The 21,168-nt window shown below is 56.6% G+C and carries 18 protein-coding genes and 2 pseudogenes; 13 read left to right on the top strand and 7 right to left on the bottom strand.

All coding sequences use genetic code 11. The features are described 5' to 3' along the window. Positions 1 to 34: 34 nt before the first annotated feature. The 3 genes from XH90_RS35105 to XH90_RS35095 all read right to left on the bottom strand — a co-directional run bounded on the left by XH90_RS35105 (position 35) and on the right by XH90_RS35095 (position 2,886). Positions 35 to 496, bottom strand: a complete 462-nt coding sequence (locus tag XH90_RS35105) for a hypothetical protein (protein ID WP_128929969.1) — start codon at positions 494 to 496, stop codon at positions 35 to 37. Next, the gene (locus XH90_RS35100) at positions 486 to 1,448 is read right to left on the bottom strand and encodes a helix-turn-helix domain-containing protein (protein ID WP_128955131.1); all 963 of its coding nucleotides are present in this window, start codon (positions 1,446 to 1,448) and stop codon (positions 486 to 488) included. The genes XH90_RS35105 and XH90_RS35100 overlap by 11 nt, the downstream gene beginning before the upstream one ends. Positions 1,449 to 1,524: 76 nt before the next feature. Next, positions 1,525 to 2,886, bottom strand: coding sequence for a hypothetical protein (locus tag XH90_RS35095; RefSeq protein ID WP_128969532.1), 1,362 nt, complete (start codon positions 2,884 to 2,886; stop codon positions 1,525 to 1,527). 243 nt (positions 2,887 to 3,129) lie between these two features. On the opposite strand from XH90_RS35095, the gene XH90_RS35090 reads away from it, so the two are divergent. From XH90_RS35090 to XH90_RS35055, 7 genes and pseudogenes are all read left to right on the top strand, one after another. Continuing rightward, positions 3,130 to 4,218: a hypothetical protein gene (locus XH90_RS35090; RefSeq protein WP_128955132.1), complete on the top strand. Its 1,089-nt coding sequence runs from the start codon at positions 3,130 to 3,132 to the stop codon at positions 4,216 to 4,218. A gap of 102 nt (positions 4,219 to 4,320) precedes the next feature. Continuing rightward, on the top strand, positions 4,321 to 4,896 hold the full coding sequence (locus XH90_RS35085) for a M12 family metallopeptidase (protein WP_232995544.1): 576 nt from the start codon (positions 4,321 to 4,323) through the stop codon (positions 4,894 to 4,896). A gap of 8 nt (positions 4,897 to 4,904) precedes the next feature. Further along, on the top strand, positions 4,905 to 6,071 hold the full coding sequence (locus XH90_RS39215; RefSeq protein WP_232995545.1) for a serine protease: 1,167 nt from the start codon (positions 4,905 to 4,907) through the stop codon (positions 6,069 to 6,071). A 12-nt stretch (positions 6,072 to 6,083) separates the two neighbouring features. Beyond that, positions 6,084 to 7,433 carry an alpha/beta hydrolase gene (locus XH90_RS35070; protein ID WP_128929974.1) on the top strand — a complete coding sequence of 450 codons (1,350 nt, stop codon included), beginning with the start codon at positions 6,084 to 6,086 and terminating at the stop codon, positions 7,431 to 7,433. A gap of 63 nt (positions 7,434 to 7,496) precedes the next feature. Next, a pseudogene (locus XH90_RS35065) lies at positions 7,497 to 8,602 on the top strand (IS630 family transposase). 610 nt (positions 8,603 to 9,212) lie between these two features. Beyond that, on the top strand, positions 9,213 to 10,544 hold the full coding sequence (locus tag XH90_RS35060) for a type II toxin-antitoxin system HipA family toxin (protein WP_128929975.1): 1,332 nt from the start codon (positions 9,213 to 9,215) through the stop codon (positions 10,542 to 10,544). 9 nt (positions 10,545 to 10,553) lie between these two features. Next, a complete protein-coding gene (locus XH90_RS35055; protein WP_128929976.1) occupies positions 10,554 to 10,880 on the top strand; it encodes a helix-turn-helix domain-containing protein in 327 nt (108 codons plus the stop codon). Between the two features lie 647 nt (positions 10,881 to 11,527). Here the strand turns inward: XH90_RS35055 and leuD are convergent. The 4 genes and pseudogenes from leuD to XH90_RS39925 form a co-directional block, all read right to left on the bottom strand. Then, positions 11,528 to 12,162: pseudogene (leuD, locus tag XH90_RS35050) on the bottom strand (3-isopropylmalate dehydratase small subunit). Between the two features lie 9 nt (positions 12,163 to 12,171). Continuing rightward, entirely contained in the window at positions 12,172 to 13,581 is a 1,410-nt protein-coding gene (leuC, locus tag XH90_RS35045; protein ID WP_164933598.1) for a 3-isopropylmalate dehydratase large subunit, read from the bottom strand. Positions 13,582 to 13,755: 174 nt separating this feature from the next. Further along, positions 13,756 to 14,535: an HpcH/HpaI aldolase/citrate lyase family protein gene (locus tag XH90_RS35040; RefSeq protein WP_206733115.1), complete on the bottom strand. Its 780-nt coding sequence runs from the start codon at positions 14,533 to 14,535 to the stop codon at positions 13,756 to 13,758. 281 nt (positions 14,536 to 14,816) lie between these two features. Continuing rightward, positions 14,817 to 15,191, bottom strand: coding sequence for an AraC family transcriptional regulator (locus tag XH90_RS39925; RefSeq protein ID WP_164933582.1), 375 nt, complete (start codon positions 15,189 to 15,191; stop codon positions 14,817 to 14,819). Between the two features lie 151 nt (positions 15,192 to 15,342). Here XH90_RS39925 and gcvA point away from each other — a divergent pair, with 151 nt between their 5' ends. From gcvA to XH90_RS35005, 6 genes are all read left to right on the top strand, one after another. Then, complete coding sequence (gene gcvA, locus XH90_RS35030) at positions 15,343 to 16,218, top strand: transcriptional regulator GcvA (protein ID WP_128929980.1); 876 nt, start codon at positions 15,343 to 15,345, stop codon at positions 16,216 to 16,218. Positions 16,219 to 16,488: 270 nt separating this feature from the next. Further along, a complete protein-coding gene (locus XH90_RS35025; protein WP_128929981.1) occupies positions 16,489 to 17,559 on the top strand; it encodes an ABC transporter substrate-binding protein in 1,071 nt (356 codons plus the stop codon). Between the two features lie 240 nt (positions 17,560 to 17,799). Continuing rightward, positions 17,800 to 18,672: a branched-chain amino acid ABC transporter permease gene (locus XH90_RS35020; RefSeq protein WP_128955133.1), complete on the top strand. Its 873-nt coding sequence runs from the start codon at positions 17,800 to 17,802 to the stop codon at positions 18,670 to 18,672. Between the two features lie 61 nt (positions 18,673 to 18,733). Next, complete coding sequence (locus tag XH90_RS35015; protein ID WP_206733114.1) at positions 18,734 to 19,678, top strand: branched-chain amino acid ABC transporter permease; 945 nt, start codon at positions 18,734 to 18,736, stop codon at positions 19,676 to 19,678. Continuing rightward, complete coding sequence (locus XH90_RS35010) at positions 19,675 to 20,430, top strand: ABC transporter ATP-binding protein (protein ID WP_128929984.1); 756 nt, start codon at positions 19,675 to 19,677, stop codon at positions 20,428 to 20,430. The genes XH90_RS35015 and XH90_RS35010 overlap by 4 nt, the downstream gene beginning before the upstream one ends. Then, entirely contained in the window at positions 20,423 to 21,130 is a 708-nt protein-coding gene (locus tag XH90_RS35005) for an ABC transporter ATP-binding protein (RefSeq protein ID WP_128929985.1), read from the top strand. Before XH90_RS35010 ends, XH90_RS35005 begins: the two co-directional genes overlap by 8 nt. Positions 21,131 to 21,168 lie beyond the last annotated feature (38 nt).

The following is a 21,168-nucleotide window of genomic DNA, read 5'->3' as shown; positions in this document are numbered from 1 at the left end:
AATCGTCTCGCCGCAGATGCTCTCAAGACTTCCGCTAGGGAAGATTGGGCGGCTGACCAATTCGCTCCAGATCGGCGAGACACTTGTCCAGGTTGCTTTTGGCGTCCTGCAGGAACCTGCTCGTTTCGGCAAGCCGCCTGAGATCAGGCTTGACCGGTCCCTCGCTCACAGCGCTCAGCTGGTGGCAAACAGTTGCAAGATCACCCGAGATGTCTTCGAGGACGAAGGCGAGGTTTTCCAGCGGCACGAGCTCCGAAAAGAAAGACTTCAAGGCGCTTTCGTCCTGGCCAGAGGGACCTTCGAATCTGACTTCGACCAGTGGCACCAACACCTCGCGGTTGTCGCGCCCGACCCTTCCCATGCTCATGATGAGCGAGCTGAACGTCGTCGAAACAAAGGTCAACCGATCGAGCAGGGTGTTTCCATACAATACTAGCGATTCCGATTCGCCTTGCGCCTGCTCCGTTGTCGAAGCCCCGAGATCCTCATTCGACATGCTCGGAGTCCTCTCCTGCGCTCAAGTGCAGCATACCCGAAGGGAACGAGACGGGCTTTGGACTGTTCACCGCCTCAATCGATGTGGAGGCGCCGTGACCTTCGGCTTTCTTCACCTGCACGACCGTCACCGACGAGCCATGATACGAGCTCTTCGTTCGCGCCTTCATATAGCCGGGAGCTGTCGGTGCCGGCGGATGAAGCAGGTAGTCCTCCATCACCTGACGGACGCCAAGCGGGTCACGCATCACTAGTCCCGCCGCATGCAACGTAGGATGCATCGGGCTCGGCAAATCAAACAGGCTGCGAAGAACGACATTTTCTTCAGCCGTGAGGGCAGGGTGGGTTCTGAGACCCATTTTCCTGCGCATAAGCTGCGCCAATTGGCCAGCGCCCCTTGCTGTGGGCCCTTCGTGCCTTTCAAGCGCCATAAGGCCATCGCGCGTCAGCGCGAAATGAGCAAACTTTCCAGCCGCCGTTCGTTCCACAAAACGCGCATTGGTCATCAGGCGAAGAATGCGGCTGAGATTGGCATCCTTCAGATCCAGTTTCTTAGCAATGACCGTCTTCTCCAGCTGACGCGACGGTGCATCCCGCAACAACCGAAGTATCTCGACGACATGCTGACGGTGCATGACCTCGCTTGGACGAGCAACCTTGGCGGTGTTGATCGACATCTGCAGAAGATCGTAAAACGCTCTGAAGCGCTCGGCATAGGCGGCATTCTTCGGCGCGAGCGAGGCGCTCACCCGACGCAGAATATCAAACCATTCCCGCAGCTCCGGATCGCGGCGCCGGCTCTCCAGAGAATTCCAGAGCCAAGCCCCAAGTGTTGCGTAAATACGCTCCAGGCTGCTTTCGGATCCCTCTTTAAGGAATTCCGAAATGACGCTCCGCGCCTCAGTCGCGGTGGCCTCGCCGCTCTCTATCTTTTCCAATGCTACGTCCGACATGGCCATACCCTACGTCACAACCCTTAAGATCATTTTACAACGCTTTACTCTGATTTTAGTCTCTGAATCTAGGGTGTCACCGGCCCCATTTGTAGGCAGTCCAAACGGTCTTTTGACCGAGTTCCCGGGCGGAAACAGCGTTCGGCTCTTTGAGGAGGGGTAATATAGTACCAAGCCGGCCATCCCCGTAGCGGTTGTGGGTGGGATGTTGCACGACAAAACTTCGCGTGCCGAACTTCACTTCCACCTGGCTCGCAGTCGTCTGGTGGCCCTGCATGGTGCGGTCGTTCCCCATCGAGGGGACCAGCATCACATCGACATCCAGGTCCCTGAAGGGCGTGTCGCAGACGTCACAGAAGTCGAGGCAAATTGCGACGCCAATCAGGGCGCCTTCAGTCGCAAGCACGCACATCCGCTCGCCAGCAGTTATGTTTTCGATCCCCCAGTCGTCATCGGCGTAAGGGGCGATCTTGTCGTAGACGAGCCGCTCCTCGCCATAACCGTCATAAATCCGGGCCCGATTCACAATCTCCTTGCCTGCCACCTCGTGCCACGTTCCCGGAATGACGATCTCCGGAGGCTCCAGCGGGTCGGCCACATCTCGCTCGCGGATGAACTTGACGATCTTTTCTCGCAGTCCTGGTGGTACCGTGAGCTCGGGCCAGACGATTGCGATGCAGTTCTCCTGCAACGCGTTCGCCATCTGAAGCAAGACCGCGTTCCCCGCCGCCGGCGCATCGACGCCGCTGACGATGAAACGCTTGTCCCCGTCTACCGTTGCGAACTCCGCCTCAAGCTTGAGCGCCTCGAAAAGGCAGGCGCCCATTTTCCAATTCGTGGGGTCTTGAGCGGCACTATGCAAGGTACGGCTATCGACCACCTCGACGGCATAGCCGTCAATGAAGGTGGGCAGGATCCGATGAAATAGCAGGCCTCGCTTTGAATAGGCTTGGCTCCGCCGGGCAGGGCGGCCGGCGCTCACGCCCTGTCGCGGAATGAACCAGCATCCGAGCGCCTCCAGGCGCCACTCGCCCGATGCAATCGGCCATTGCGACCGCCGCTCGAGCAGCACGCGGTCGATGGCCCGGATGAGACCTCCAAGCGACACAGCAACCTGCTCGGGGGTCTCCTCGGAAACGGACCAAAGGAGGCGGCCTTCTCCGACGCTGTCACCGAAACTCCGGGCAGATTCTTCAAGACGCCGCTCCGAAAGATTGCGGTAAGCCTTGTACACGCTCGGCGGCGCCTTGCGGAACAACTTGTCGAGCTCGATCAGAGCCTTCCTCAGTTCGTCCCTTCTGGCATGCGTCATCGAGGCCTGTGATTGAGCAAGCTCACCAGCTGCCTTCTTCCACTTGCCGAACTCCGTTGTCTTCAGGCGGCTGTCCGCAGGCCCAGGCAAACGACTCGTCCAAACGACTTCGCCAATATGTGCCATTGATAGGCGTACGGTTCGCTATTTGCAATCGGCCCGACTGTGACTTACGCGCGTCTCATCATCTAGCTGCGGGCGCAGTTGCTCTGAATGTCAGAACGCGCAGAAACTCTGCATCGAATTATACGATGGCAACGAAAAGCTGCATATGGCTTCCGATACTCTTGACGAAGCACGAGCAAAGCATTTCAATCTGGGCGGGAGATCCGCGCGCGAGCGACGCGAAGCGGACAGGGGGCACAATCGATGTGGAAGATCAGCCGGGCCGCGGCTTGCCTTGGCGCCTGCTTTGCGATGGGCGGATGCACCAGCCTGTACTATGTGCACGATCCGCAGACTGGCGTGATCACAGCCGGCGAACTGCCATATTTTCTCAAATCGATCCGGTGCGAGGTCGTCACCTTTTATCAGATCGAGCGCGAAAGGCGGAAGCACTACCTCAAGATCTACAAGACCAGGCCGGAAGAGGCGTTCGACCGCTTCGCCCATTTCGACATCGACCCGTTCCTATACGGCACCTTCTTCCTGGAACTGAAAGTAACCGATACCGGCGGTGTCGGGTCCGGCACCGCCTTCGACTATAAGCGCGTTCTAAGTGCCACCACCGCCGAAGTGACCCATGTCGGCCCCACGGCTTCGGCGCAGGACACCTACGACCTGATCTGGTCATTTCTCTTGAAACAGAATGCCGAGCTTGCGTCTGATACCTTGCCGCTGGCATCTAGCCCGGCAACATATGAGCGCGGCTGCTACCGGGGAACGCCGACCGAGCTCCTCGAGCTCGAAGCTCTCGCCGAAAACAAATATCCGGAACGGGCCGCTTTCAAGCGCATCACCGTCGATGCCTCCAAGCCATTGGCGGCCTGGCTGCGCGACAATGCAATTTTGATCGCCGCCAACAACCTGACGCCGGCTATGCCATCGGAAATAGCTGAGCCAGCGCAGATGACCTATACTTTTTCGATCCAAGTGACCGGAGGCATCGAGGCCAAATACTCCCTTACATCGGCGCGCTGGACACCGGCCGCCATCCAAGCCTCCGCATCTGCGCAGCAATTCAGCAATCTCGGTATCTACATCAATGGGCCGAATGCCGTCTTGGCCAACGGAGCAAAGTCTGGCTCGGCCAGCTATGCAGCCAAACAGCCGGCGCTCGGATCAAAGGACAATCCGATTTACACGACACCAATCCCGGGAGGGGAAAAGTCGCAGGAGTTGCCGGAGAGCGGGGGGGCCGCAGCCCGCCGGCCAAGGGCTGGTGGTGGCCCGCGGACGAACGGCTTTATCTTCGCGCCGGTGCCAGTCTTCCCGCCATCTCCAACGCCTACTCAATAAAACATGACTCGTTACTGCCTGCTCGGATTGCTGGTTCTTCTCGTGCTCCTCCCCTGCAGCAGCGCGAAGGCTCAGCCTGCGCTTCCCTCAGGGGTGTCGGAGATGGAGCTCTTCGGAACTGTGATCCGCAGCTCCAAATGGGACGTGAAGGAAATCCCGGTCTGCTGGGAAAACCTCAATCCTCATGACCAGAAATATGCAGAACTCGTCCGAAAAGCCGTGGCCGAGACCTGGGAAAGCGCAGCACAAGGAGGCGTTTGGTTCGCCAAGACCTGGCCTGCCTGTAAAGAGGGCGCAGCCGGCGTCCATGTGCGCATCGCCGACGAGGGCGCGCACACCGACGTCGTCGGCAAGTATCTCGATGGCAAGTCTTCGGGCATGACCTTGAATTTCAGCTCCAATCATTGGAGTAAAGGATGCATCAATAAGCGCGAATTCTGCATTCGTGCGGTCGCTGTCCACGAATTCGGGCACGCGCTCGGCTTTACTCACGAGCAGAACCGCGACGATGCTCCGGAACAGTGCCGCAACGAGAAATTTTCAGGATCGGTCGGCGACTACAAAGTCACTAAATACGACCCCAATTCCATCATGAACTATTGTAATCCAGCATGGAACGGAAGCGGACAACTCAGCCCACTCGATATCGCAGCCGTCAGAACGTTTTATCCGTCCTGACCCTCGCCTTGCTCTTTGTCATCTCCGGGCAGGCGCTAGCCGATCGCGCCGCGGTGCAGATCGCCGCGCGCTATAACGTCAGGACTGTTCATGTCCAGTTTGTCGGCGTTATGTACAACGGCAAGCAGGAAGTCGGAGGCGGCTCCGGCCTTCTGATCGGCGACAACCTCGTGCTCACCAACAGCCATGTGGTCGGACGCGAGGAAAACTACAAGAGCTTTGAGGTCGATGCTCGCCTTGGCTCGCGCAACGCAAACCCAATCAAAGTCAGCGCGATTCACCGCGACGACGCCAACGATCTTGCCCTTCTCGAGTTGGCCCAGCCGGCCAGCAACAGCGGCGGAGCATCGCGCTGCCCAATGCCGGTCATCAATGAAAGCCAGCAGGCCCCAATGGGAACCCAACTCTATCTGCTCGGCTATCCCCTCGACCTGGATCTGAGCATATCGAGCGGCCTGATCAGCAATCAAACCAGCCCAAATGGGCGCTGGCAAACCGATACTGTCATGAACGTCGGCAACAGCGGAGGTCCCGCGTTCAACGAGTTCGGCGCGCTCCTCGGTATCGCTGTCGGCGGCATCGTCAAATGGAACGATGCCCAGGTCAACGGAGTGAATTTCATCATTCCTGCCACGGTCATAGCCGCGAGTCCGCTCTACAAGCTGATTGCGGCTATCCCCCAACCATCCGTCTGCTGGACCAAATGGGTCGACACTACAATCTCATTCGAGAACTGGAGCAAGCTCAACTCGACCCATGTGCAGACGCAAGCCAATCAGGGCGTGAAAATTCCCGAGATCCTGGCCGGCGCGCTTCACACGTTGCTTCCAGAAGACCGGCGGCTCATCGTCAATGTTCCGCTATCGCAACTCGTCGAGCTCAAGCAGATCGAGCGCTCATACACCGTCGACAAGACCAAGGATGATCATCCCGTCGTGTTTGCCGAGCATTCGGCCGACTACGCCGAGACGTTCCCAGCCGAGCCGGGCTACCGTATCACCGGCTGCTCCTGGCATGTCGAGACGGCAAACGGAGCCGGCAACATTGCTTGCGCCATCAACGATGGCGGTGCAGAGGCGCGCTTCACCTACAAGCTGACCAGTGGACCCGCCGTCGATCGGTACCGTGGATGGCTCGGTGCTACCGTCAATCTATCTCAAGTTCTTGCGAAGTAAGGAGGAGGGGCCATGGTCGTCTCGACATTGCGAGCCGATTCTTCAAATGCGCTGCACTGGCTCTCGTCGTTCCGGCAGCTCCGCGCGGCTTTAATTGCTCTGGTCTGCATGTTTGTCGTCGGCTGCGCTCATCAAGCACCTATCTCGAGACCGTCAAAGCCCCAAGCCCAAAACACGCATCAGCACCACGGGCGTGCATTGACAGGATATCACCATCATGCCGCAAGGTATTACGGCCCGAGGTATTATGGTCCGAGACGCCATGATTATGGCTATCATCGCCCCACAACGGGTGAGGCAAGTGAGGAAGCACCTCCCGAGAAACCGACGCCAACTGGCGCCGAGGCTCCCAACAAGCCCGCCATCAAGGGCTTGGTGCCCGTTTATTTTGCGACCAACCGCGAGGTGATGGGAGGCCCGAATCTGCAGCTGAAACAGATCACCTATGATCGTTCGGCCACGAATACCTATGGCTGCGTGACTGTGAGCATACCGATCGTTCACAAGATGGGCGAAGTCGAAACGCCAAAGACATATCTGTACGGCATTTGGACAGAGGCCGAGCAGGACGGAAAGCACTTTCGAATCCAGACTCTATCGAAGCTCTCACGAGAGGAGTTTGCCTCCGCGATCGCCAATCCTGCCGACAGCCTGATGCTGTTCGTCCATGGCTACAATGTTCCTTTCTCGGATGCAGCGTTCAAGGCCGCTCAGATTGCCTTCGATGCAAATTACAAGGGCCGCGTCATGATTTATTCCTGGCCCTCGAAAGGCGGGTTGGCGGATTACGATTACGACCGCGAAAGTGCTTTGCATGCCACCGATGGATTGTTCGATCTTCTCAAGCTCATCAAGACGGAGGGGAACGTTTCGCGGATCATCCTGATCGCACACAGCCTTGGCAGCGAAGTGGTATTGGGCGCCTTGCAGCAGGCAGCGCTGAGCCAAACAGCGCTTGGCATTACCGAGCTGATTTTCGCAGCACCCGACGTCGACCGTGACCTCTATCTGGAGCGGGCTAACCAGATCAAAGCGGCCGCGGGTGCGGTGACCGTGTACGCCTCGTCAACTGATCTGGCTCTGCTCGCCTCGATGAAGAAGGCGCAGTCGAAATCGCGAATGGGCTATGTGACTAAGAGCGGTCCAACTCTCGTCTCGGGCATCGAGACGATCGATGTCTCTGCGGTCGGAAGCGAAATGTTCGCGCTCAATCATAGTACCTATTCAACGAGCCGGGCGGTCCTCGACGATATCGGCCGGATCATCTCCTCATCTAGCCACCTCAAGCCACCGCAGCGGACCCCAACTTTGCGCTCGATGCCTAACGAGCTCAACGCGACCTATTGGATGTATCCTTACTAGTCATCTGGAACGCAAGTTCATCACATTAGTTGATGGCTCGAATCTTTGTAGAGGAGAGCGCTTGTGGGGAATGCAGGTGTGAGAGGCCGGCCGATCGCGCCGTTAGTGCTCAGTCCGCAGGAGCGCACGTACCTAGAGAGGCAAGTTCGTCGTCATCGTGTCGCGCGGTGCTATCTGAGCGATGCCGCGCGATCCTGCGATGTGCGGATGGCCTGCCAAGCAAGTCTGTGGCTGCTGAACTCGGCATCCATGAACACACCGTTGGCAAGTGGCGCCGTCGGTTTTTTTAGAAGGATCGCTGTGATGGCCTGCTTGATGAAGCCCGCCCGAGCCGCCCTCGCACCATCGACGACGATCAGGTTGCTGAGGTAATCGAGCGGACATTGCGTACGACGCCGGCCGACGCGACGCACTGGTTGATCCGCTCGATGGCTGCGGAAACTGGCTTTTCCCACACCACGATCCGCCGAATGTGGTCGGCGTTCAGCTTGCAACCGCACCGTAGCCAGACATTCAAGTTGTCGAGCGATCCACTGTTCGTCGACAAGGTACATTGTCGGCCTTTATCTATCCCCACCGAACCGAGCCGTTGTCCTCAGCGTTGATGAGAAAGCCAGATCCTGGCACTCGATCGCGAGCAGCCGGTCTTGCCGATGATGCCTGGGATGCCAGAACGTCGCACGCACAGTTATGTGCGACATGGCACGACCACACTGTTTGCCGCGCTCGATGTCGCTTCCGGCTTTGTCATTGGCAAATGCTACAAGCGTCATCGGGCGGTCGAGTTCTTGAAGTTCCTCAAGGAAATCGACGCTCAAATCCCCGAGGGGCTTGCGGTCCACATCGTCATGGACAACTACGCCACCCACAAGACACCTAAGATCAAGGCGTGGCTCGCTCGCCGGCCGCACAACCATGTCCACTTTACGCCGACTTCCGCGTCATGGATCAATCAGAACGAGCGCTGGTTCGCTGAACTCACCAGAAAGCAGATCCAGCGAGGTGTTCACACCTCCGTCAGACAGCTCGAGGCCGACATCCGTACCTTCATCGAACTGCACAACAATAACCCGAGGCCCTTCAAATGGACCAAGTCTGCAGACCAGATCTTGGCTTCCGTCAAACGCTTCTGCCACAAAGCCCAGCAGACTTTATGCGGCGAACTTTAGATTCACGTGACTAGGGGGGCGTGCGCATTAATCCTCGTTGATGTGCGGCTCGTTCCTATTTCGAAGCCTTTATGTAACGGCAGCAAATGTCGCGCAGCTTTCGCGGAATCGAGCAGTCTTGCACGATAGTGAGAAGCGGGCCGTGGTGAGATCGGGGACCGTACATGCATGCGCCCGGGAAGACCACAGTTTGGATCGGGATAGCGCGCATCTCGTCGTACGAGTGCCGCTTACTCAGTTGATGGTAAAAGTCCGTTCGGGCTTTTGATGTTTGAGCGTGCGACGCTCCATCATAACAGCCAGCCTTTGCGCTTTTTAGGTCTTGCCGAAGGAGGCGCCCTCTGGGTCCTCTGGCCGGGTCCGCTCTTCAGCATGAAGCCCATCAGAATGAGAGCTGAATACAGGGCTGCGCCGTCACCGCACTTGATCGCGGGGCGAGCATCTCTGAGGGGCCGCTCAGTCCGTGGTGGCGGCGCAAAGATCCGGCAGGCCAAAAGCATGATGGGCAACGACTGCAGTGTCCGAACGGATCCTCCGCTATTAATACTTCCATTATAATGGGTTGATTCTTGAGCTCACCTGCCATATACATCCCTAAAGGGATTTGTAAATGGACCTGACTGTAGAAACTTTCATAGAAGGCACGTGGCACGAGGCGGCCATTGTCAACTTGGAAGCCCCCGAAAAGGGCTACACGACGCCTTCCAGAACTAGCTACGAAATGGGCTATTTTGCCAAGTTCGGCGCCATTCCATTTGCGGAAGACCGTCCCCTTAAAGGCGTACATGCTTACTCGATCAACGCCCCAGTCGATCTGGTGGATCGCGCAGCAAGCACCTGGCCAGCTTTTCTACTGGACCTAATTCCTCAAGGTCACCACGCCGAGAGGATCGCGCGATTTCTGAACCTTCCGGTCGAGGCGCCTTCTACCCAAGTCCATCTTCTCATGAGAGCTGCGAGTTCTCCCGTCGGCAATATTCGCATCAAAGAAGCATATGATCAGGAGGTCGAACGTCTTCAGGACATATCGGTCGCGGGAATCACTATGGAAGAAATTCTCGATCGGAGCGATGCGTTTCTCGAAGTTGCTGATCGCTTTTCCTTGCTTGCCTCGGGTTCGAGTGGGCTGCAAGGTGACTGGCCCAAGGTGTCACTGACTCGCTCCCGAGACGGACTTTGGTATCCGAATTCGATGGTCCCGGACGCGGACGCCCTCGAATTTATCATCGTAAAGCTTCTGCGTAGTGATGAGCCGGTGGATCAGCGGATCCTGGAGTCTGAATCGGGCTATTCGGTGGTCGCAAAAGAGTTTGGCGTCAACGTCGAACGCACGAGCACCTACGGCAATGGTGTGCTTGTCATTCCACGGTTTGACCGCAGGGTGACGTCGGGTGGTCTAATCCGCTACGGACAAGAGAGTCTGGTCTCTGCGATTGGCGTTGCGGAGTTTGCATTTCAGAGCAGGCACGAAACTTATCTGAAAACAATCCAACAGGTCTCGTCGTGTCCGCTGGAGGACACGACGGAGTATCTGCTGCGAGATGTCTTGAACCTGGCTATGGGCAATCCCGATAATCATGGTCGAAACGCCGCGCTTAGAAAATTCCCGGATGGAAGCATACGTCTCGCCCCCTTGTTCGATTTCGCACCAATGAAGATCGCGACAGCGGGCATCGTCCGTTCCACAAGGTGGGGGTGCATGCTCGATGGTGGAGGACAGGACACCAATCCTGATTGGAGGCTCGTCTGTGAGACAGTTTCTAGCCCCAAGGTGCCCGCCCACAAATTGATGTCCGCTTTGGCAGCTAAGGAAGATCTTCTCCGGGCCCTTCCAGAGATTGCAAGAAAGTGCGGCGTGCCGGTCTCCGTCGTGACGAATGCAATCATTCGCAACGAAGATATGGCGAACGGTGTTGCCAAACTGCGCAATGTGACAGATTAGGCGAGCCTCATGGCCAGATGGCGTAAACCTACGAAAGAGGAGATCCGAGATCGTCGCGCCGCAATTGCAGCCAAAGCGCGCGCGGGTACTCTCCGCTTGCCGGAGGCTGTCGCCGAGATGCGTCAAGCCCTCGGGCTCACCCAGATTGAGTTCGCCCGACTGTTTAAGCTGACACCGCGCCAAGTCGCCGACATTGAAAGAGGAGCGGCCAATCCTACTGCGCAAACGCTAGACAAAATAGGTCGCGCATTCGGTTTCCAAATCGGCTTTATTCCGATCGCTGCTGGGGCGACAACGGCCTCTCGCGAAGATGAGAAATCTGCCGGGCCACATTGATGATGAGCGCGTCTCGAACCGAATAGATTCTTCCGAATGGCCATTCGTGAGGAATCTCTTTGGCGTGTTCGCAAACGGTCCGTAATGCTCTGGAGTTTTGAGGAGGCGCAAATCCGGTACGCTGGTCTATTTCAAGATGACACTGCCGGTGTGCCGGGCGAGCCCTTGGCCGACCAAAGGAGCGACGCTGATCGCAAAAAACAGCGGCAAGAGGTTGCGTCGAAGTGCAATTCTGCGAGATCTTGGCCTCTTTTCATCCACCTTGGTCGCCTTCGAACATCTTCGGCCGGTCGGCTTCCCCGTGGCGTTGCTGCAAGATCTTCGTTCAAACTTGACTGGAGGACGAATGTCTTGAACTGAAGAACTGACCTCGTACCCAGGAGGACAATGTCATAATCTTGAGCCGTGGGGTTCACAAACAAAGACAGCGCTCCATATCCCCAGCGAAAGTCGCGAGGCTTTTCGCATAGGAGAGAAGCCGAGCCCGGGCTGGATGCGCGTTAAACCCAAGCTCGCTCCAAGAGATTCGTATCATCAAATGTCGTGGAATGCGTAACCATTTGCGTCTTTTCGTTTCCGCTAGCGTTCACCGGACGACAGAGCCTTGAATTGCCAAGGCTCCCACCACGAAACTGACGTCATCAGCTCTACGGCGATCGGCCAAAAGATGACGTGGGGCGACGCATCCATGGCCGCGCGACCCCGTCGAAGGCCTCGAATGCGTCGATATCGCTGACATAACGCAGCGTCAGCTGGATATCGTCGAGCCCTTCAAGCAATGCTGTCCGACGCGAAGGCGACACGACAAACGGTATCGATAGCGAACACGACATCCTGATCTCACATCGCTCAAGATCGACCTTAATTTCACGCCCGGGGTCTTTCGCAAGCGCGCCTAGGATTTGCTCATAGTCGGCTTTGGGCAATGTGATCGGAAGAACGCCATTCTTGAAGCAGTTCTCGAAGAATATTTCCCCGAAGCTCTCGCGATAACGCAGCGAATACCAAATTGCTTCAGCGCCCAGACTGCTGCTTCTCGCGAGCTGCCGCAGCCAAAGTTATCGCCTGCCACGAGGATCGAGCTGCTCCGAAATGGCGGAATATTCAGCACAAAGTCGGCGCGTTCGGATCCGTCGTCCTGAAATCGGCTGTTGGCGAACAGGGCCTTACCCAAATTAGCGTTCGCAGAACGCATGAAGCGGGCAGGGATAATTGCATCTGTATCAATATTCGGGTCCGCCAGCACTGCGGCGACACCTTCCAACGTCACAAACTTTTCCATTTGCCGCCTCTATGCGTGCGCGAGCTTGCGAACGTCGGTGATGACACCCGTCACGGCGGCCGCCGCCACCGATGCCGGACTTGCAAGATGCGTGCGGCTATTTGGTCCTTGGCGATGCTCGAAGTTGCGATTAGAGGTCGCCATGCAGCGCTCACCTGGCGCGACTTGGTCGTCGTTGATCCCCAGACACATTGAACACCCGGCCTCTCTCCAGTCGAAGCCTGCATCGAGAAATACTTTGTTTAGACCGAGGGCCTCAGCCGCGCGCTTGACCGACGTCGATCCAGGCACAACCAGCGCCCGCACGCCTTTGGCGACCTTGCGCCCCTTGACGATGGCCGCTGCCGCCTGAAGGTCCGATAGGCGGCTGTTGGTGCAGGATCCAATGAAGGCGACGTTGATCGGAATGCCTTCAAGAGGCTGATTAGGTTTGAGGCCGATATAGTGCAGCGCCTGCTCCGCCATGGCGCGACGGACAGGATCGCCAATCAACACGGGATCTGGGATGTTTTCGTCGATACCTACGACATCGCCAGGTGTTGTCCCCCACGTCACCTGGGGGGCAATCTCGCTACAGTTAACCCTGATTTCCTTGTCGAAGAGAGCTTGCTCGTCTGTGTTAAGAGTGCGCCACTGATCTAATGCGGCCTGCCAATGCGCACCTTTGGGAGCATAGTCGCGGCCAGCGATATATTCATACGTGGTATCGTCCGGCCCGATCATGCCAGCACGTCCACCAAATTCAATGGACATGTTGCAGATCGTCATCCTGCCTTCCATGGACATCGCACGAATGACGGGTCCGCAATATTCGATGGCATATCCGCGCGCCGCCTGTGTTCCCTCTTTGCCGATCAAGTAAAGTATGAGGTCCTTGGCACAGACATCCTTTCCCAGACGTCCGGCGAACGTCACCCGTAGCGCCTTTGGCTTGCGCTGAAGTACGGTTTGGGTTGCTAGAACGTGCTCGACATCGCTTGTGCCAAAACCCCACGCATAGGCACCGAGCGCGCCATTTGTTGGTGTATGGCTGTCTGCGCAAACAACAGTCATCCCTGGCGTGATAAGCCCGAGCTCCGGCGCCACGACGTGTTCGATACCCTGCCTGGCATCAGCCAAGTCAAACAGCTCAATTCCGTGTTCGCTGCAGTTCCGTTCCATCAAGGTGATTAGCTCGCGCCCCTCGGGGTTCGAATCGACCGTGCGCCCAGGACGTGTCGAAACGATGTGATCCGTGACACCGAAAGTGAGATCAGGTCGACGCACAGATCGCGAGGCGCGCCGTAGCCCATCAAATGCTTGTCCGCTCGCCGATTCCTGGATGATGTGGCGATCGACATAGAGCAAGAAGACGCCGTCACCCATTTCCCGGATGACATGACTGTTCCAGATCTTTTCAAAGATAGACCGCGGTTGGATCATGTTACACCATGGCCGAGTTGCTCCCACGCTAAGAGCGGGTAGGCTTCACGCCAATTGCGTGATCGGCGACACCGGTCTTGATGCAGGAGGAGCTCGTCGACTAGTAAGAAATTGCAATTTCGAGCGGATGAGGGCTTATGGTCCGGTCGCCCACTTTTTGATATTTAGTCCTTACCCCTTCAGGCCCGATGCACCGGTAACACGGGACGGCTCTCGACTGAGCAGTCGAAACTTCTCAACCCAAGACTTGGCCTGGAACGCCAATGCGCGAGCGTCAGTGGAAAGCGTGACGAATCGAAAGCCACGCGTGACCATGCGCCACGCTTGTTCGGGACCAGGTGCGAAAATGCCTGCAATCAGACCCTTCTTAATGCACCCCTTCAAAACGCGATCGATGGCAGCGTCCACCTCGGTATCAAACTCCTCCAGCTGCGGCTTCCTGTTCAGGGACAGCGAGAGATCGCCTGGTCCGATATAGACACCATCCAGACCTGGCACATCAAGAATACTCTCGATGTTGGCGACGGCTTCAGCGGTTTCAATCATAGCGATGACGCTGAGCTCCCGGTTCGCATGCGCAGCATAGTCCTCGCCATAGGCCGTCGCCGCACGGACGGGGCCTAAGCTGCGCTGGCCCATCGGTGGATATTTGCAATATTGGACGAGGCGCTCAGCGTCCGCTGCCGTGTTGACCATAGGGCATGTCACACCAAGAGCACCTGCATCAAGCGCTTTCATGATGATTGCCGGGTCGAGCCAGGGGATGCGTACCAACGGGAGCACGTCCACGGCCGTAATGGCTTGTAGCATCGCGACGGCGGCATCGTACCCGATGAGACCATGCTGCAGGTCAAGCGTGATTACGTCGAAGCCTTGTCGAGCATAAAGTTCTGCCGAAAACGCATCGGGGATCGCGCAATAGCCGTTCAGTAAATGGCCATTTTCGGCCATGCGGCGATTTAGTCCTCGAAAGGGGGCCATAAGGAAGCTTTCTTTGCTGTGAATATGACGACTGGCCTCGATATCCTGTTGACGGCTGCTGGCATCGGAATGTCGTCGACGCCGCGCGCAACAAGTACACCACTGACCGCGTGATCACTTGACTGCTCCGATTGCGCCGGCAACCGCGCCTTGTTGTGCGCCGGAGCGGATTAGACCCTCAAGAACTCTAGACAAGCTTTTGCAAAAGGTCTGTCGCCAGTGGCGAACTTCTCATGCGCTCGATTTGCCAGCTAGCTGGTGGCTACCGCAACATAGCGCTTTGGCGTCACGCCGTGGACACGCTTGAAGTGCTTCGTGAAGTGACTTTGGTCAACGAAACCGACCTCGTAAGCTACTTGTGCCGCTGGCTCTCCCTGAAGAAGAAGATCAGCGCCGCGCGCGACGCGCCGTTTTATCAGATAGGCATGGGGCGTTACTCCCAAATCTCTTCGGAATGCCCTAATCAGTTGAAAGATACTTGCGCCCGTCTGACGCTCAAGATCGCGAAGCGTAATCCTGATCTCAGGGCTCTTCTTAATAAACGCGAGCGCAACTTCTGTAATGCTTCCGTCAGGGTCGCCGGGCGGAGCAGAGAATGCGTCTGCCGATACGACTGCCGTTTCCATCCCACAAGTCATGTCCAACTCTTGCTGCAGTGGACGAGTTTCATCGCGGGGCTGAGGATGAAGGCGATCAGCATGCCGCGCAAAGCAAGTTAACTGATGACTTGCATGAGTTTTTGCGATATAAGCGAAAACCTAGGGAGAATAATGGGTTATGGGCCAATACTTGCCCATGAATGCGCTACGAGCCTTCGATGCTGCGGCGCGTCATGGCAATTTCAGTCGAGCGGCGGAAGAGCTTTGCATTACCCAAGGGGCCGTCAGCAGGCATATCGCGGTACTTGAGACCCACCTCGGAATAAAGTTATTTGTTCGTAAGCATCGTCGCATCGAACTGACGGAAGAGGCTCGACGATATCATAAGCGGCTTCAGGTTGCGTTTGACGAGATAAGGTCCGCGACGTCCGAGATCTGCGCGTCGTCAAAACACAATGTCCTAAAGCTTAGGTGTTTACCCACCTTTGCCATGCGCTGGTTGATCCCTCGCCTCGCGAGGTTTCGCGAGCAATATCCGCAGGTGGAAATTCAGGTCTCAACCTCACAACAATCCCCTGCCAATTTTGAAGCGCAAGGCATCGATGCCTCGATCGAGTACGGATTGGGCCAGTGGCCTGGGCTCGAGGCCAAACATCTGTTCGACGAACTGCTCATCGTCGTATGCGGCCCCAAGCTTGCGAATGGAATGCCGGTCCCGCGCTATCCGCACGAACTCGATCATCACGTTCTTCTCCATTCCTTGCAGCGCCCGGATTTTTGGCGGCAATGGCTCCAGACTGCAGGCGCGCCGCAGGTCCCGGCCAACACGGGCCTACGATTTGAAAACTCGGGGCTCGCGTGCCAAGCAGCTATCGACGGCCTTGGTATTGCAATTGTGCATCTTCCCTTGATTGAAAGGGATCTCGAAACCGGCCGACTGATCGCACCGTTCAATCTCATTGTCCGCAACCAGATGGCATTCTATCTCGCTTATCCAACCGAAAAGAGCGATTTGCCGGCACTTGTCGCGTTCCGCGCAATGGCTGCTCGGTGAGGCGGCGGCAACCGTCAGATCCATCGATCTGAAATGGACGGGAAAGAAGCGACTCTCAGCCCCGGACATGGACCTTGTGACATCCGCGTAATATAGCGTGAGCAGCCCTTAACTGGTCTGCCCTCCGCGACCTGCGACTAACAGTCCCGGCGTCCCGCAAGATTATACAAGAATGCACTCCTCTAATGCCCTCTATCTGGGCCGAACGATGGGCGCAGTCGTCGCCTTGCTTGCGGCGCATGGCGGTGCACAAATAGGGGGACGGAAACAATGAAGCGCTTCAGCTTGCTGGCCTTCGCGGCGGTTCTTGCCTCACTGTCCATTTCTACAGATGCGCATTCTGCCGAGGTCAAGATCGGCATCATCGGCTCTTTTAGCGGCCCCTATGCCGAGTGGGGCGTCCAATTCAAACGAGCCGTTGACCTCTATGTCGAGAAGCACGGAGGAAAGCTTGGAGGCCACACCGTTGAGGTCCTCTATCGTGATTCTGGCGGCCCAAATCCCGCTCGAGCGAAACAACTCGCTCAAGAGCTGATCACCCGAGAGGGGGTACAATTTCTCGGCGGTATGGACTTCACGCCTAACGCGGTAGCCGTTGCCGATGTTGTGACGCAAGCGAAAATTCCCTTCGTCATTTTCAACGCAAATACCGCAGATACCACACGTAAATCGCCATATTTTTTAAGAGTGGGCTGCACCATCTGGCAATTGGCGTATGGCATCACGCGCTATGCTATTGATCAGGGCAAGAAGAAAGCTGTTGTCTTTGCCGTCGACTACGCCCCCGGTCACGACGCAATTGCAGCTTATGATGCCAATTACGGCAAGCTCGGCGGCAAGATCGTCGATGTCGTAAAGGTGCCTTTGGATACAACTGACTTCTCCAGCTACTTCCAGCGGCTGCAGGACGCGAACGCTGACGTTCTATTTACGTTCGTCCCGAACGGGCCCATCTCCGTTGCACTGTTCAAAGGGTATTTCGAGCGCGGCTTGGCACAACGGGGCTTGCAGTACTTTGGCCTCGGTGAAACCGAGGAGGCACCCCTCGCGGCATTGGGACAAACCGGCGAACTGGCCATCGGTGTATATTCCTCTCTCTTTTATGGTCCTCATTCGCCAGAAAGCACCGCGAATAAGGAGTTCGTCAATGCGCTGGAAGCAAAATACGGGAAGGGCGCCATACCTAATATCGGGACCGTTGAGGCGTGGGACGGCATACACCTGATCGCCCATATGACCGAAGCAACCGACGGGAAACTTGATGGTGAAAAAGCCTTGGCGGCCGCCAAAGGGTACTCCTGGGAGAGCCCGCGCGGATCGATCCGGTCGAACGGGACCTGATCCAAAACGTCTATATCCGAAAGGTCGAGAAGATCGACGGCGTCCTCGTAAATAAACAGGTCGCCGTAATTCCGAATCTCAAAGATCCCTGGAAGGAGGCCAATCCTGCCTCGCGCTGACGACGTTTAGGCGCGCGAAAATAGGGGAGTAGAATCAGGCCGCATGACTCCAGGCCAATGCGGCGGGACGTAATGGCCATTGGCAGCATGCTTGTGATGCAGGCGGTGTTTGAGGGATCAAGTGAATAGCTACTGGACGACGGGTATATCGCTTTTGATCGACGGCCTGTCCTTCGGGATGATCCTCTTTCTGATCTCCTCTGGCCTGACGATCACGCTCGGCGTGATGCGTCTTCTAAACATTGCACATTGTGGTTTCGCCATGATCGGCGGTTACACTGCACTCTCGCTCGTCAATCATTTTGGCCTGGGTTTGCTCGCCGCGCTTCCGATTGCTGTTGCAATCACGGCGATACTCGGGGCCATTCTTGAACGGACCGTATATCGATGGATCTATGAGACGAGTGCTCTCGGTCAAATCCTGATGACAATTGGCCTCACATTCATAATGATCGCCTCGATCAACGCCGGTTATGGCTCGCTGACGCATACATTACCAACGCCTGAATTCCTGGCGGGAGCATGGCATTTTGAAGAGATATCGATTTCTGCTTACCGTAGCTTTCTTTCAATCGTCAGCCTGACAATCGCAGGCCTGATTTGGTACGTCATCGAACAGACCGATTTTGGCGCCCGCTTGCGCGCCTCCGTCGATAATCCGCGCATGGCTCGCTGTGTCGGGATCAATGTGCGGCGGGTGTTCGCTCAGACCTTCGTTGCTGGGTGCGCGTTAGCGGCCATAGCCGGCGTACTTGGAACGCAGATGCTGCCGCTGCAGCCATACTATGCCACGAACTATATGGTCATGGTTTTGATCGTCGTTGCGGTTGGCGGCTTTGGCAGTCTCAAAGGATCGCTTATCGCCGCGCTCGGCTATAGCATCTTCGATACCTATTTTCGCTATCTCTTTCCGGCGGCCGGCGCTTTCGGCATCTACATTCTTCTGGCCCTCATTCTGTCCATTCGACCTTTTGGGCTTTATGGCCGTGCTTAAGGTAACTCCCTCAAAGGACACACCTAAACGGGACATCGCCGCGTCCTTTGGATCCCACCGCTTGGGACTTAGCGATGCGCTGGTGTGGGCGCTTGCAATTTTCGCTTATTTCTTCTTGGGCGCCTATCACCAGCTCGGCACCCAAGTCATCATCATGATCATCTTGGCTCTGTCGCTCGATCTCGCCATCGGTTACTCTGGAATCGAAAGTTTAGGTCATGCCGTCTTTTTTGGTATCGGAGCCTACGCCGCCGCCCTTTTTGCGCTCAATGTTTTATCTGAACCCTTGACCGGCCTTGTGGTAGGAGGGCTAGCTGCCGGCGCGTTCGGCTTCGTCACGGGTTTGCTGGTTCTTCGTGTTCGCGGCTTGACTCAAGTCATCCTCACGATCGCCATTGGTGCCGTCGTCCTCCAAGTTGCGACAACCTGGAAATCAGTAACGGGCGGAGATGATGGCCTTGCGGGGTATCAGGTCGCACCCATCTTGGGACGTTACTCGTTCGACCTCTATGGCCATACTGCCTATCTCTATTCGCTTTGCGTGCTGGCCTTCGTGTTTGCCCTTGCCCGGATCTTGGTAAACTCGCCATTTGGATATGTTCTGCGTGGGATACGCGACAACGACCAACGCATGCGCATGCTAGGCGTACCGGTCGCCGCACGGTTGCTTCTCATCTATTCGATTTCGGCAGCAATAGCGGGTGTGGCCGGTGCAATTTCCGCACAAGTCACCGGGCTTGTCGCAACCGACTCACTCTCATTCCTGCTATCCGGAAACGTCCTCATCATGTTGCTAATCGGCGGGATGGGGCGCCTGACCGGCGCATTCATTGGGGGCATTATTTTCGTCATTTTTTCTGATCGGGCCGCGGCGATAGACCCCTTCAATTGGTTGTTTATGCTGGGTGGACTCCTCATTCTCGCCGTCAGGTTTACACCTCAAGGCGTTGGTCCCTGGATTGATCGTATGGGTGGCTATCTCCTCGATCGCAGGCGGAAACCATGAATGATACGGTCCTCGAAATCGTCGGTCTGCACAAAAGCTTCGGTGCTCTCGCCGTCACGCGTAATATCAACTTCCGCCTTGAGATTGGTGCAAGACACGCTCTGATTGGTCCGAATGGCGCAGGAAAGACCACCCTTGTAAATCTCATCACGGGAGCGTTGGCTCCATCCTCTGGGTCGATCCGACTTGAAGGACGTGACATCACACGGTATTCGCCGCAACGCCGAGTCTCTCTGGGGCTCGCGCGAACGTTTCAAATAAACTCGCTATTCCCGTCCATGACGGTGGTCGAAAATATTGCCCTCGCGGTCGTTGCAAATATGCATATCGACGCAAAACTGTGGGGCGCGCTCAATAGGCGCAAGCAGGTTCTGATCGAACTCGAGCGGCTCCTAGACGTTTTTAACCTCAGTGGTTCGGCATGCCAATTGATTTCCAATCTCGCATATGGTCAACGGCGGCTCGTTGAGCTCGCGCTGGCGCTGGCTCTCAAGCCAAAGGTGCTCATTCTCGACGAACCTGCTGCTGGCTTGCCGAAAGAAGACAGCGGAAAACTTTCGGAATTGCTGCGGCGGTTGCCCGCCGACCTCGCAGTCATCGTCATCGAGCACGACATGCAGATCGTTTTTGGTTTCGCTGACCGTATCACGGTGTTGGCAGAGGGAAGCGTGCTGACGCAGGGAACCCCGTCCGAGATTCGAGCAGATGCTAAGGTACGAGAGGTTTACCTCGGACAGGCGCGCAATGACTGATTTGCTGAGACTGGAAGCTGTCACCGCAGGATATGGCTATGGCGCCGCGGCTATTGAAAACGTGGCTCTTTCGCTCCCGAGAGGGTCGTCATTGGCCGTGTTGGGACGCAATGGTGTCGGCAAGACGTCCCTGCTTGCGACCATTATGGGCCTAACGCAAATGGCCTCCGGCAAGATCACATTTGACGGCGGCGAGATCGGAGGCATCGATACCTACGAGCGGGCTCGCCTGGGCCTCGGTTACGTGCCTCAGGAACGAGAGATCTTTCCTTCCCTGACGGTAGAGGAAAACCTTTCCGTTGCAAGGGTTGATCGGGGAAAGTGGAACATTGAATCCGTGTTTGAGCTATTCCCCCGGCTTGCTGAGCGACGGCAGAACTTCGGAAATCATTTGTCGGGTGGAGAGCAGCAGATGCTGGCTGTCGGCCGAGCGCTCGTCAGCAATCCCGCTTTGCTTATTCTCGACGAGCCGTTCGAAGGATTGGCTCCGGTCATTGTTGACCAGCTTGTGGAAGCGCTCAAACGCATCAGAAAAGAAAGCGATATGACGTTTATCCTCGTAGAACACCATGTTGATCTAGCGCTGTCACTAACGGTCCAGGCCCTAATTCTGGATCGAGGCCAAGTGGTTTGGAACGGCAAAAGCAACGATCTGGCGGGCAATAAGTCCGTTCTATCGAGCCTCGTTGGCATCAGCTAGGGAGGTAGACGACCTCCGATTACATACCTACCGGCAAC

It is taken from the genome of Bradyrhizobium sp. CCBAU 53338 (assembly GCF_015291665.1).
GTDB lineage: Bacteria > Pseudomonadota > Alphaproteobacteria > Rhizobiales > Xanthobacteraceae > Bradyrhizobium.
Note: the sequence above shows the minus strand (reverse complement) of the source record. Positions and strands in the feature narration are given on the sequence as shown.